The organism is Turicimonas muris (assembly GCF_002221595.1).
Taxonomy (GTDB): Bacteria; Pseudomonadota; Gammaproteobacteria; order Burkholderiales; family Burkholderiaceae_F; genus Turicimonas; species Turicimonas muris.
In genome coordinates this window covers 209,431-223,239 of record NZ_NHMP01000002.1, presented here as the reverse complement: position 1 = coordinate 223,239, position 13,809 = coordinate 209,431, and the positions used below count along the sequence as shown (strand labels likewise).

The 13,809-nt window shown below is 45.5% G+C and carries 11 protein-coding genes; 7 read left to right on the top strand and 4 right to left on the bottom strand.

Translation table 11 applies throughout. From position 1 onward, the window contains the following. The first annotated feature begins 3 nt into the window (after positions 1–3). Entirely contained in the window at positions 4–1,134 is a 1,131-nt protein-coding gene (locus ADH67_RS04375; protein ID WP_066594548.1) for a porin, read from the top strand. Here ADH67_RS04375 and ADH67_RS04370 read toward each other — a convergent pair. The 3 genes from ADH67_RS04370 to ADH67_RS04360 form a co-directional block, all read right to left on the bottom strand. Continuing rightward, positions 1,131–2,933, bottom strand: coding sequence for a gluzincin family metallopeptidase (locus ADH67_RS04370; RefSeq protein WP_066594550.1), 1,803 nt, complete (start codon positions 2,931–2,933; stop codon positions 1,131–1,133). The genes ADH67_RS04375 and ADH67_RS04370 overlap by 4 nt on opposite strands. A gap of 564 nt (positions 2,934–3,497) precedes the next feature. Next, positions 3,498–3,833 carry a cytochrome c3 family protein gene (locus tag ADH67_RS04365; protein WP_066594552.1) on the bottom strand — a complete coding sequence of 112 codons (336 nt, stop codon included), beginning with the start codon at positions 3,831–3,833 and terminating at the stop codon, positions 3,498–3,500. 15 nt (positions 3,834–3,848) lie between these two features. Then, on the bottom strand, positions 3,849–5,309 hold the full coding sequence (locus ADH67_RS04360) for an FAD-dependent oxidoreductase (RefSeq protein ID WP_066594553.1): 1,461 nt from the start codon (positions 5,307–5,309) through the stop codon (positions 3,849–3,851). A gap of 141 nt (positions 5,310–5,450) precedes the next feature. Here ADH67_RS04360 and ADH67_RS04355 point away from each other — a divergent pair, with 141 nt between their 5' ends. Together ADH67_RS04355 and ADH67_RS04350 are read left to right on the top strand one after the other, a co-directional pair. Next, positions 5,451–7,274, top strand: coding sequence for a sensor histidine kinase (locus ADH67_RS04355; RefSeq protein ID WP_158212621.1), 1,824 nt, complete (start codon positions 5,451–5,453; stop codon positions 7,272–7,274). Positions 7,275–7,276: 2 nt separating this feature from the next. Further along, a complete protein-coding gene (locus tag ADH67_RS04350) occupies positions 7,277–7,915 on the top strand; it encodes a response regulator transcription factor (protein ID WP_066594554.1) in 639 nt (212 codons plus the stop codon). Between the two features lie 121 nt (positions 7,916–8,036). On the opposite strand, the gene ADH67_RS04345 is transcribed toward ADH67_RS04350, so the two are convergent. Continuing rightward, positions 8,037–9,296 (bottom strand): dicarboxylate/amino acid:cation symporter, encoded by a 1,260-nt coding sequence (locus ADH67_RS04345; RefSeq protein ID WP_236578579.1) that lies wholly within the window; start codon positions 9,294–9,296, stop codon positions 8,037–8,039. 253 nt (positions 9,297–9,549) lie between these two features. On the opposite strand from ADH67_RS04345, the gene ADH67_RS04340 reads away from it, so the two are divergent. The 4 genes from ADH67_RS04340 to ADH67_RS04325 all read left to right on the top strand — a co-directional run bounded on the left by ADH67_RS04340 (position 9,550) and on the right by ADH67_RS04325 (position 13,778). After that, the gene (locus tag ADH67_RS04340) at positions 9,550–10,278 is read left to right on the top strand and encodes a DUF3298 and DUF4163 domain-containing protein (RefSeq protein WP_066594555.1); all 729 of its coding nucleotides are present in this window, start codon (positions 9,550–9,552) and stop codon (positions 10,276–10,278) included. A gap of 33 nt (positions 10,279–10,311) precedes the next feature. Next, positions 10,312–11,283, top strand: a complete 972-nt coding sequence (locus ADH67_RS04335; RefSeq protein ID WP_084081547.1) for a LysR family transcriptional regulator — start codon at positions 10,312–10,314, stop codon at positions 11,281–11,283. Between the two features lie 199 nt (positions 11,284–11,482). Then, positions 11,483–12,751: a C4-dicarboxylate transporter DcuC gene (dcuC, locus tag ADH67_RS04330; RefSeq protein WP_066594558.1), complete on the top strand. Its 1,269-nt coding sequence runs from the start codon at positions 11,483–11,485 to the stop codon at positions 12,749–12,751. Positions 12,752–12,776: 25 nt separating this feature from the next. Then, entirely contained in the window at positions 12,777–13,778 is a 1,002-nt protein-coding gene (locus ADH67_RS04325) for an asparaginase (protein ID WP_066594560.1), read from the top strand. The last annotated feature ends 31 nt before the right edge of the window (positions 13,779–13,809 follow it).

The following is a 13,809-nucleotide window of genomic DNA, read 5'->3' as shown; positions in this document are numbered from 1 at the left end:
AAAATGAAACAACTTTCCATTGCCTTACTAGCAGCACTCTCAGTTACCGCAACCGCTTACGCAGAATCTTCAGTAACCGTATACGGAAGAATCGATGTCGGAGTCGGCGCCTCGCACGTTGACAACGGCCTGGGCTCTACCGTCAACAATGTTGAAATGATTAGCGGAGGCGGTACATCTAACCGCATTGGCATCAAAGGAACTGAAGACCTCGGAAACGGTTATAAAGTCAAATTCGTGCTGGAAAACGGCTTTGACTCCGACACCGGTGCAGAAGGCTCAGAAGGACTTGCATTCAGCAGAGAAGCCACTTTGCAAATTGAATCTCCTTACGGCATCCTCGCAGCCGGTCGCTCTTCCGTCCTTGGAACTGACGGTGGATCCTTTAACCTTCTTGGAAACGTAAATCCTTTCGGAACCGGCATCTGGGAAATTGGCAACCAAAACATCGTCTATGCGAAACTGCCTGCCTCCCGCAATGACAATGCCGTTATCTACCGCTCTCCGGTTATGAAAGGATTCCAGCTTACAACTCAATATTCCATGGGTGAGGAGGATCATGAAAACCGCTCAACTTCCGATCATTATTTCGGTTTAGGCGTCACTTGGAAGGGATCTCAGGCTGAAGGTGTTGTCCTCTTCGAAAGAGTTAATGAAAAACTTACGACTTTGAAGAGAAATCCAAAAGACATGTGGAGAGTAACTGCCGGTGGAAACTGGAAACTCCAAAGCTTCACTACCTATCTTTCTCTGCAATACTTTAGAAATGCGGACGCTGTAGGAACTCCGGCTTTCGGCGACATGAAGGACCATGGCATCGGCAAAATTTCTGCCGCACAGCTCAAAATAATTGACGGCCTTAAAGGCGGCAGCGTCATCTTAGGTTTCTCAACTCCTGTTCTCGGCGGCAATCTTTTAGGCGCAGCCGGCTATGTACACGCAGACACAGATCAGTATGCATCCAAACTTAAAGTTGACGGCGGTTTTGTCGGCTTAGGTTATCAGTATGCTTTCTCTAAGAACACTAAGCTGTATTCAGCCATTGGAGCATCAGGCGCCAAATACAAATCTTCCAACGAATCCATCAAACCAAAGGCGTTCTACGGAACACTCGGTCTTTCTCACTATTTCTAATCCAACGAGTAAGAAGAGCTTTCCTTTGGAAAGATATAGCTCATATAAGATTTAATCTCCCGCATTGGAAGGAGCGCCTCGTCGATGGCCTTCTTCCATATTTCTTTTTGCTCGATGTCGGCACTCAAAAATCGTCTAAAAATTTCTTCGTAAGGATGCAGGGCGCAGGCCTTTAAAATCGATTTTCCAAGCTCTTCGGTTCCTTGTTGGTTCTTTAAAGATGCAATCAAAAGATTTGCTGAAAGGAATCCTATTGTGTACTGAAAATCATGATGCGGCGTCATAGGATTATAAAAATGAGGCTTTCGAGCCCAGATGTATTGGTCGACGCCTTCCACGGTATCTTGGAAAAAGTGGATCCAGCATGTTCTTGTCAAATCATTGATTTTCTCTACTGAAAGATAACCGTTTGATCTCTCTGCATAAATACGTTCAACAAGCCGAAACCGAAATGGTATTTGGACCAAATTGATAGCAAGTCTTCTAAGACCATGCCAGAGTATTGAGCACTTATCTTCGGGCTTTTGAGCACATGTGAGAAGGTGTCTGAGGAGGAGCTCTTCAAAAAGCCGGCCTATAAATTCACAGCGCAATTCCGACAGTCGTCTCTGATGATAAGGAACTTCGAAAGTTGTCCAACGCAAAAACGCGTCACCTAAGATATGAGCTGTTTCGAAGGCCCGATGAATGTTTGCTTCGTAATCGACATAAACAGCGACAGCCCGATTGGAAGGTATCTCTGCGCACCATGCACCACCGGCTCCAGCGGAATAATTGTGAGTTTCTATCCAGCGTCCCTTTCGGCATTCTTCTATAAATTCTGAAAAGTTCGGAAATACATCTCGAACAGCTTTCTCCAATACCTGCAAGGTCACTTCAAACGAACGCAGATGAGCGGGACAGCTTAAGTGAGGAAGTGCAGCCCCAAGCAACGCTGCCGGAAGAGAACGAGAAGTTTCGTTTTCAAGACACGAGCCTATGAATCTAATCATCTTCCGCAATTCGGGCATTTTTTCCCAGTACGCTACAGTGACTGCATCAAATGCAGCCCTCCCCATGTTCTCCTGAGCTAAAGCGTATTCCAGAATCGTTAAGTTATTGCGGGAGGCGTGCAGAAGATGCGCTCCTGAAACAGAATTCAAGATATCGCAGAAAACAGTTGAATTTTGGGCAAAACTGACTGAAAGAGCATTAAATATCCTTTTTCGCTTCTCGGGCTCTGCGGTATTCTTGAGCAAAAAGTTAATGACCGAAGGAGATGCTCTTTTAATGGATCCATCAGGAAAAATCACCGTAGTCTGCAGGCTTCCTTTCATGTGAAAGTAAAGAGAAAACAGTGGTTCCAAGACGAGCATGTCCACTTTATCGTCTAATCCTTGAGGCGACTTGGAACCTATTTTTCTTTTTTCTTCCAGCCATTTCTTGACTGTATCTGACGTGAATATCTGCCCATTCAATGCTTCTTGGAAGTAATGCTGTATTTCTTGGGACACCTTCCGCAGGATGAGAGCTTTTTCTACCACACTGACTTTTTCGGCTGAAATTTTGCTGTCGGCTGCTGCGATTGTTTCGGCCGCCTTGCAGCAGGTCATTAAAGTTTCTTTGAGTTTTTCAGTTTCCTCCAGGAGCGCAATGAGATTCTCCGCAGATAGAGCATCCCGCGGTCTAAATGAACTAAGCCGTTGAAGCAAAAGAATGCCATTTAAGAACTCTTGCTTTTTATCCAGGTAGGCTTGACTTCGAAGATCCGCTAGTCCTTTGGGCGACCAAACTAAAACCGTATGTCTTTGTTCTCTCATTGTTTTTCAGCTGACTCCCAAGAATATCTTGGTTTTGTTGAAAAGTTCTCAGTATTCGGCACTTCTGAAAGTCCGAAGCTTTTAGCTAATTTGCCGGACATCCTGGAAAGACAATTCCAAAGAGCCACGCACTAACCAAGAAAGACAAGTAATTATCTCCTACTTCATTTTAAGATTTCGGCATTCATTTGACATCGAGAATAATCATTAGTTATAAGCGTAAGAACTAAATCTTTGACCAGCAAAAACAGAAATAGTCACCTTCCTTAAGTGAATTGGATAGAAGCCGCGATCCGCAAGCTTCCGACTGCCGCAAACCGGACACAACCTTTCAAGGTTTTGAATGTGCCGGGAACATCCGTTTATCCTATGCCCTATTGTTTTGCTTTTTAATGATGTGAGAAAAAGCCCGAAAAATAAGCGTAGGCTAGAAGAATTATCGAAGCATTCTTCTTAAAAGTATAAAAAGAATGCTTCGTTAGATGTTTTTTACTTCTCCGTAGGACGCCTTCTCTTTTGCGTCTATTCACCTAACGGAGGAAGCATCAACGATAAAGTTTTGCCTTACGGCGTTTTTAAATCGAACTTATGGCAAGTATCACAAGTAGTTACTGACTTTTGATGACCTTTGTGACAGGTAGAGCAATCTCGGTCTCCGAAGTGGTTGTAGTGCGGATTAGGATTTACCTTTTCCGTACGTTTAGCCAATGATTCGTAGCTGCCGTGGCACGCCTGGCATTGTGCCTTTCTCACCGGCAGAGCAGTGTTTCCGTCTTTATGGCAGGCAACGCACTGGACACCCATTTTCTGATGCCGATCAGCCGTTGTTGCTGCAGTGTCAGCTGCCCATGCACAGCTTGCAAGGACTAAACCAAACAATGCGATAATTGTCTTTGTCATAACTGTCTCCTCTTTTTATTTCTGGCCGGCCATATGTTGGGCAGCGATTCTTCCGAACACAATTGCACCACCTAACTGGGTGCCGCCGATATAGTTCCCAAAGAACAAGCCGCCGGCAGCATTACCAACTGCATACAGTCCATTAATTGGCACATCTTCTGTGTTGACTACCTGAGCAAATTTATTGATTTTGGGGCCTCCGAAAGTCGCCGTAATACCGCCTTGGAACGGGAATGCGTAATATGGAGCTTTGTCGAGAGGCTTCACTTCCGGCAAGGAGCACGGGGGATCCATTTCTTTGAGCTTGCCTCCCTTCAGTGCTGTGTTAAATTCATTGACAAGCGAAACAAAGGCTTTGGGATCGGCACCCATCTTCTTTGCAAGCTCTTCAATCGAGTCAGCCACGAGAACCTTGGTCTTCATGCCGATGAACTTTTTAGCCGCTGAGGTAGCTTGCGGCCAGTTGCTGTCAATGATGTGATAAGCGAGATTTTCCGGTGTTCTCTGAGCGGTAGCCATGGATTTCTGGGTATAAGTAAAAATTTCGTCCATGAAACGTTTACCTCTGACATCGACATCAATACCTAATCCGCAATCAATGACGAAATTCGGATTAGCATGCGTCTCTTCCACAATCGGACCGCAGTGGAACTGATCCATGTGAACCAATTTAACGCCCAAAGGCTCAGTCAACTTAATGTTTTCTCCTTGTGTGTAAGGAGAACCGCGCAGCACAAGCCTTGACAGCGGACCTCCCATATAGCGGTTTAGCATTTCGCGGTTTGCAGAGAAGCCGCCGGTTGCAATTACTACACCTTTAACCGCATAGAAGTCTTTGACGCCGTTATCGGTAACACATTTGATGCCGACAACCCGGAAATCATCATTTGTGATTAACTGCATTGCCTTAGTATTGAAAACCACAGGAATGTTTCTTTGTTCGCAGGCTGCCAAGAGATAACGGATGAGACGACCGCCGCCGGTGAGACCTTGACCGTCAACATTGTGCATGCGGTAATTTAACGGCCATGGCTTTCTTTTGATTTTCGCAAATTTAACGCCGATATGTTCTTTCAGCCAGGTCAGATCCTTACCAATGTTTTTAACGTACGTATCAACTAGTTCAGGATCCGCACGATATTCAGAGACCTTCATCATGTCTTCGCGGAAACTCTGTTCTGATTCTTCATGACCTTCCGCTTTCTGCTGTGCAGTACCCCATGCCGCAATTCCGCCGGAGGCATACAAAGAGTTGCCAGCTGCGTAATCCATCTTTTCTAGAACAATTGGTTTTAAGCCGAGATCATAAGCTTCAATCGCAGTAACGAGACCACCGGTACCGGCGCCTAAAATAACGACATCGTATTCATCCTTTTTAGTTTGCTTATTCGGTTTTTCGGTGGCGTTTGCCGACACGGCTGCCGCAGCTCCGAATAATCCGGCCAAACTTTTAATGCAGTTGCGTCTGTTAATCATTTCTTCTCCTTTGAGAGTGGGTTTTGTCCGTGAGGAGAATTATTTTTCTGATCGATGCCTAGGCATCTTGATCCAGATCAAGAAAACTGCATTTCTATTAAGATTAACGTAAGCGTATCCTCAACCTCGCTGGTTTCCTCAATGCTCAAAATAGTAAAAACAGTTCTGATAATTGCTTTGAATGTATTTGCAGCCATAGCAACTGCAGAAGAGCCTCCGAAGATAGGCGACGTGCTCTATGAGCCTCAAATAGCAAATTCCGGCTCTTCTTCTCGTGTGTACACCTTGCTTGTAACTCAGTTTGCTTATCCGAACAGCAACTATCCGATTGTTGAAAAAACTATTGACGCTCTGAAAAAACTTTTTGGCCCTGATCATCTGAAAGTTAATGTCTACTCCGGAGAAACGTCCGACATCGGAGATGCCGATTTGGTCCTTAGCTCTGCCGGAACCTTTACACGAATGAAACTTATCGGTGCCAGAGATTTAGCTTCTGTTGTGTCCGATAAGTTTCCCGATCCCAACCATGCGGAAGGAAGCGTTTTTATAACCTTAAAAGATCGCCTGGATATCGCCGATATTGCTTCATTGAAAAACAAAATTGTTGCAACCACCGGACCTAACGCTTTTTCCGGATACCACGTTGCTCTCGGAGAGCTTGCCAACCGCGGATTTAATCCGGATTCATTCTTTTCCCAACAAGTATCCACCGGTCACGATATGCGTCAGGTCATCAATTTCATCCGAGACGGGAAAGCAGACGTTGGAATTGTCAGAACCTGCTTTATTGAAGAATTAGGAGAGATGGGATGGAATCTTAGTGGCATCAAAGTTATCGGGGACAAGACGATCGCCGGACGCAGCTTCCATTGCAAAACCTCCACGGATCTTTATCCGGGCTGGACGATTTTTGCCACACCTCGGCTTAATCCTGAGGAAGCCAGAAAAGTAGTTCTGACTCTCTTGTCTCTTCCTGAGAAAAAAGGAGAGCCTCATTGGAGCATCGTATCGGACTTCAGCTCAACAGACAATTTATATAAAAACTTAAAACTCGGCCCATATTCGTATTTGCGGAATTGGACATGGAAAAAGTTTTGGGATGAGTACGGCATTTATGTCAGCCTCTTAATGTTGACGGGGGTCGGAATTTTCGGGCACTCTTTGAGAGAATCCTATTTGGTGAAAAAAAGAACTAATCAACTCCGAAGATCATTACAAAGAAGAAGAGAAACTGAGAAAAAAGCCAGAAGTGCCCAGTTCAAACTTCAAGAACTTCAAAAAGCCGGAGCGGTGGGACAAATATCATCAATCATCGCGCATGAGCTCAGACAGCCTCTTGCAACCATCATGAACTATTCTCACGGACTCCAAAGGCAGCTTGAGGAAAAAGACGTTGATACAGACTTAATCAGTGAAGGCATTTCGAGAATGCAGGCACAAGCAGAAAAAGCTGAGAAGATCGTCTCCAAGGTAAGAGCTTATGCCAAAGGAGAGATGCCGGGCCGCAAAACGATCAATCTCGCACAAGCCTCGACAGAAGCTATAAAAACCATCAAGGATTCCAAGTTATCGCATATTCCTGTCAATTTGACGGTTTTGAGCAAGGAGCCGATTTTGATTAATGCGGATCCATTGGAGATTGAACTTTGCATCGTCAACCTTATAAAAAACGCACAGGAAGCGAGTCTCCAAGGTCAAAGTGTTGAGGTCTGTGTAAATACTGAAGAAGGTTCTTACGAAAATTACGCATCATTGGAGGTTTCCGATGAAGGTAAAGCTCTTACAGAGGAAGAATTCGAAAAATTAAATGAACCGCTACAATCGAAAAAAATTGAAGGACTAGGCCTCGGGCTGGCAATCATCCGGCAAATAATTTCCAACCATAAAGGCAAACTCATTTTCTCTCGAAGAAGCCCAAACGGAATCACCGCAAAAATGATTTTGCCTCTTGAGAAAGCGAAGTAACCATGGCACAAAGCAGTAAAACCCTTATTCGAGTGGTCGATGATGATATCGACTTACTTAATTCCGTCGCCTTCCTTCTGGAATGCGAAGGATACGAATGTTCCATCTACTCTAGCGCAGCCACTTTTCTTCGTGCCGATGTGCCCAGCCGGCCGGGCTGTCTCATTCTCGATGAGCAAATGCCTGAGATGACCGGGCAAGAGCTCTTGAGTGAGTTGAACCGCAGAGAGTACATGCTGCCGGTGATCTTCCTAACCGCTCACGGCGATATTGATATGGCTGTGCGAACTATGATTGACGGAGCGGTCGATTTTCAACAAAAGCCGTTATTGCCGGAAAAACTTCTGTGCTCAGTAGCCCGAGCCGTCCAGATCGATTTGGACCGGAGAGGAGGGGCGGTGGATCTCAAGGATGAAATTTTAATGTTCAACAAATTAACGCCGCGAGAGGAGAAAGTTTGCCGCTTAGTAGCCGACGGACTCATCAATAAGCAAATTGGAGAACGGTTAGGGATTTCTAAACGAACCGTCGATCATATTCGGTCTTCGGCGCTGAGCAAATTACCTTTCAAAACAGCTATGCAGCTAGCCTCCTTTTTCAATCGTATAGACGCTTTTAAAGAAAGGCAGCGCTCCGGCTAAGTTTCTATTGTTTCATGTAACCACACAGGGTCACTGTGTGGTTTCATCTCCTACCACTCAAAACTCCAAAATGAAAGCGGAACCGGTTTTTCCGAGATCCGCTTCGCTGGTTTAACTCTGATTAAGGCGCTTGGTTAAATAAATCCTTATTGACCGCCGTAGCGACATTACTATCCGACCAAACATTAAGGGTGGTTTCAATCATATCCACAACTGCATAGAACGGAAGAATTACGCCCATCAGCAGAATCGGAACGTTCATGCTGGCAAGCAAGCTTGCTGAGAGGAAGAAGCAGCCCATTGGAACCCCAGCGTTACCGATAGCAGCAATGGTGGCTATGAATACCCAAATAACCAATGTCATCGGTGTAATTTCAATACCTGCATTCTGCATGAGGTAGACCACCGTGATCAGAATAAAAGCAGCGCATCCATTCATGTTGATTGTGGTGCAGATCGGCAGAACAAAGCGGGATACTTCCGGATGAATGCGAAGATTGTTTTCTGCGCTCGCCATCGTGACAGGCAGCGTACCGGCAGAAGATTTAGAGAAGAATGCCACAGCCAGAGCCGGAAACATTCCTTTAGCGACCTTGAGAGGATTGATGCCCTTGATCAGCAGGAAAGCCGGAAGCACGATAAACATCTGAATTAAGTTTGCAGCGACCACTACGATGAAGTAAGTTGCCAGGCCTCCTAACTGGATACCGCTAGAAAGCTCTTGGGCCAGAGAAGCCACAAAACCAAAAATACCTAACGGCAGAATGACGATAAGCCACTTGACCATAATGAAAAGCACTTGCTGGCACGCTACGACGAAGTTGTAGATAACTTCTTTGGGCTTGGAGTTCTGCGGGAGCTTGGAAATAGCAATACCGACTGCCAGGGAAATCAACAAAACGGAAAGAACGTTTGCTGTCTGGAACGGTGTCAGAAAATTATCCGGAATAACCGATTGAACATATTCCAAATAAGAGTGCTTAGCAATCCCGGCTACTGCGGACGCCGTCTCAGCCGGCATGGCAACATTGGCCGGAGAAAAGAGCACATAGAGAATTGCAGCCAAACCAGCAGCCAGCAAGGTTGTCAGCAAGGTATAGAAGATGGTGTGTTTAAAAATTCTTCCGGAATCCTGAGACTCTGACAAAGATGCCAGGGTGGATATGATAGAAACGGAAATAATCGGAATACTGATGAACTTAAATAACTTAATGAACACAGTGCTGAAGAAGACTGCAACACTGTTAGAGACGTCTCCTCCCCAAACACCCACCCAAACGCCCAATGCGATGGCGACAAAGTAGGCCACAATCGTAATAATCCAACCTTTATTGATATCCGGCCCCTGCTGCATCGGGCCGGCTTTTAGAGCAGCCGACATGGGAAATCCTTTTTCTGAATAAGTTGTAATAAAGTGTTATTAGATTATGGATGACAGAGCACGCTTTCTTTGGATTTTCGGATAGTTTTTTGATCATCAAAGCCCGAGTTTTCACTTGTTTTCTTCGGCTGCCGGCTAGCCTATCCTTACTTCTATTAAGAATCTCAAGTGAAGGCACTAGATTTGCTAAGGCCTCTTTGACGTCCGGTGCTATCATGCCGGCAGGCTTCTAGAACATTAAAAGAGGTTCGAATTGCATTACTACAAACTTTCTATCGCATGCTTCATCGCTGTTTGCACTTTGGTTCTTCCCTACTCAGCAAGTGCCGTTCCAGCTCAACAACTTCCGGAATACCAAAACAGTACTCTTCAAATTGAAAACGCAAAACGGCCCTCCGTTTCTATCTCCTATCCGGTTTTCGGTAAAAAAAATATTGATAAAGCCATTAAATTCTTCATCAACAATCAAGCTGCCGCCTATCTGCAAATGGCAAATGAAAATTTTGAAGCTATGGACGAAGAAAGCAGAAAGCTTGCTCAGTGGGATATGAACGGCACCTTCACGGTCACTCAACCCTCTGAAGACGTTGTGAGCGTAGTGTTTACCATTGAATCTTATTCGGGAGGCGCTCATGGCAACTATTCCGAAGAAGTTCTAAATTTTGACCTAAAGACTGACCGTGAATTGCAATTCCAAGATTTGTTTGAAGAACCTTCCGTGGCCTTGAAGCTTCTGTCTCAGTATTGTGCCTCGGCCCTTAAAGAAAAAATCGGTGAGCAAGCCGACGCAGACATGATTACCTACGAAACCTACCCAACGCTTGCAAATTTCAGTGAAATCCAATTGGCTCCGGGTAAAGTTATTATTCATTTTCAGCCTTACCAAGTTGCACCCTGGGTAGAAGGAGCTCCGCAGATTACCGTCCCATTGAAAAAGCTCTCAGAGGCTAAACCGGAAGCAGAGGTTTTCTCGCCGAATTAAAACTATCAACCTCTTTCCTCGAAGGTCTGCTCAATGAAACCTCATATCAGCAATTCCCTACTGAGTGCGCCAGCGGTCATGTTCATGATGTGCTGCGATATGCGGAACTTTTCGGCTGTTGCCCATGCTTTAGGCATAACACAGTCAGCTGTTTCCAAAACTATGCAGAAATTCGAAAAAGAGCTTGGGTTTGAGCTTTTCATCCGCAGTTCTCGGCCTCTGGCATTAACTCCCGAAGCTCGTCTTCTGCATAAAAACCTTCATGGGCTGAAAGGAGAAATGCTTCGCTCGCTTTCCTTACTGCAGAGCAAAAATTACATCAAACCTATTCTTCGCGTTGGAATACTGGAAAGCCTTCATTTGCATCTGGGATTTGAGATTATCAAACATGCGCTTCCGAATCTTTCGCAAATCACGATGATTTCTGCAAGCGCGAATGTCCTCATGCAAAGACTCGTTGAACGCAAGCTGGATCTGATTATCACCAACGTCGTATCCAGTGAAACTCCGCACATCTTCACAAAAAGGATTTTTACGGAGCCCTCTATCCTCATGCTTCCAAAAAAATTTGAAAAGGAAAAAGATCAAACTTGGAGTTGGCAAAGACTTGCCACTTGCGGACTGCCGTTAGTGAGGTATTGGAGCGAAACCGGCGCCGGCGAAATTAATGACACCTTTATGAGAGTTCACGGGCTCACCTTCCCGGATAGAATTTCAGTGGATACGAACGCTTTAATGGTTAAATTAATCTCCGAGGGCATCGGCTGGGGATTTTCACGGCCGACCACAATCCTTCAGAACCTTCATATATTACCTAATCTAATTGTTAGGCCAATGCAGCCTCCGCTGTTTTCGCGTGAAGTATTTCTCATCGGCCGAGAACAAGAGTTTCTTATTGAATCAGGAATCATTTATGACGTCAGCACGCGGTATGTAGAACGGCAGCTTATTCCTCAGATTCTTGATTTTGCTCCATGGGTCAAAGACGGATTCAAAGTAGGATAATTGAGGACCTTTTCTCACTTTTAAGAATTATTTAGAGTTATTTTCGGATTTTTCCTCGGGTTTTCCAGAGTTCTTGGGGCAATACTATTCCTACTGGTCATACTTGGCATTCTAATGACTTGCCCAAGGGGTTTTAAAATTTCCTTAAGTTCTAAGAATATAGAACTGACCTCCCCAACTTCCTTCTAAGGAGACTCTTATGCCCATTACCGGATGGATTGCAATTCTGGTGCTCATTCTCATGGGTTACCTTCTCATCAAACAATACGAAACTCGTCTAGTCCTTTTTGGAGGCGGCTTCCTCCTCTGCTGCTTAGCCCTGGACCCGATGGCAGGTTTAAATGCTTTTGCAAAAACCATGGTTAATCCAGCCTTAATTGGAGCCATCTGTTCCGCTACCGGTTTTGCCTACTGCGTTACATTTACTGAATGCGACCGCTCTTTAGTTCATTATCTGACCCGCCCTATCAGAAACGTTGGTCTTTTAATGATCCCAATCACATCATTGCTGACATTCGGCATCAATATTGCCATCCCATCAGCAGCTGGGGTCGGCGCTGTCGTAGGTACGACAATGATTCCCCTGCTCTTAAGAGCCGGATTTAAACCCGCAGCTGCAGCAGCTGCCGTTCTAATGGGAACCACAGGTTCTTTGCTCTCTCCGGGCCTGTCCCACAACGCCTATGTTTCTGATATGGCTCACATGACCATCATGGAGCTCATTTCTTATCACGGCAAGTTCTCCTTGATGATCGGTGTTGTCGGTGCAATCGGCCTTTTCATTGTTTGCTGGCTCCTCGGCGACAACAAGGGCGAAAAAACATCAGTCCAAGCATTAGAACAGCAAGAAGCAACCACTGATTTCAAACCAAGCCCAATTAAAGCCCTCGTTCCATTGATTCCTATCGTCTTAATGCTTGTATTCACCTTCTGGGTTCCAACCGTTAAGATGGGTGTTGCTCAGGCCATGGTCATTGGTACAATTGTCTGCCTCCTCGTCAGCTTCAAAAAGCCTCAGCAATTCTCTAAAGAATTCTTCAAAGGCATGGGAGACTCTTACGGCGCCATCATGGGCATTATCATTGCGGCAGGTGTGCTCGCTGCAGGTTTAACTGCCTCCGGCCTTATCAAAGGTTTGATCAGCGTAATGGTTCAATCTAATGAAATCGCTCAATGGGGCGGCTCCATCGGTCCGTTTGTTCTTTCCGTCCTGATGGGAAGCGGTGACGCAGGTGCGATGGCCTTCAACTCTGCAGTAACACCTCATGCTGCCGAGTTCGGCATGAATATCCACAGTCTTGGCTCTCTTGCATTCTTGGCAGGCGCAGCTGGCCGTACAGCATCTCCAATCGCCGGTATTACCATTCTGGTAGCAGGATTGGCTAAAGCAAATCCTTTCGATGTAGCTAAACGCACTTTCGTTCCAATGATTGTTGCGGTTGTATTGCTTGCCATCTTTATGCGTTAATAATTAACTAAACCCCTACATCATTATGACTAAACCTCATATTGTCATTATCGGTACCGGTGGAACCATTGTCAGTTCCGGTACCTCAGGGGCGCAAATGACCGGATACAGCATCCAAGGTTTGGATGTCCGCAGCATTATCTCTGCAGTTCCTGCTTTGGCTGAAATCGCTAACATTGATGCCCTGCCTCTTCTGAACATTGGGTCAAGCAACATCAAGCTTTCAGATTGGCTAAAGCTTACCTGCACTATCAACAAGTTGGCTGAGGATCCCAATATCCATGGATTTGTTATCACTCACGGCACAGATACCATGGAAGAAACGGCTTTTTTCCTGAATCTGACCCTTAAGACCGAGAAGCCTGTTGTTTTAACCGGATCTATGAGGCCTGCAACGGCGATTTCAGCCGACGGTCCTCTTAATCTGCTGAATGCAGTACGACTTGCCTCATCAAAACAGGCTCGAGGCAAAGGCGTCCTGGTCTCGCTAAACGGTCAAATCCACGGAGCAAGAGATGTTTCCAAAACCAACACGGTTTCGGTTGAGACCTTTTGCTCACCCTCTTCAGGCCAACTTGGATACATCATCGGAGAGGATATTGATTTCCTGACTCAATCCGTTAAACCTCATACTTTGAGTTCTGAATTCCATATTTCAGAAAATTTCAAACCTGAAGATTTTCCGCGAGTCGAAATCATTCTTTCTCATGCTGATGAAGACGGGCACCAGCTCGAACGTTGTTTGGCCTCCCGACCGGATGGGATCATCCTGGAACTAACAGGAAACAGTACCGTCCCGGCAGTTGCCGAGAAGGTGTTGCAAGGTTCGGAGCATAAACCTGCTGTTGTGAGGGCGAGCAGAACCGGATCTGGGCCTGTCACTAAAGGTAAAGTTGAGTGGCAGGAAATGCAATTGATTCCCGGAGGAACCTTGTCTGCCCAAAAATGCAGGATTCTTCTTCAACTTGCACTTCACAGGTTTGGACGAAATCAGAAAGTTCTTGAAAAAATTTTCCAAACTTACTAGGCTTAGTCATTCATCTCAATCACAATGGAGA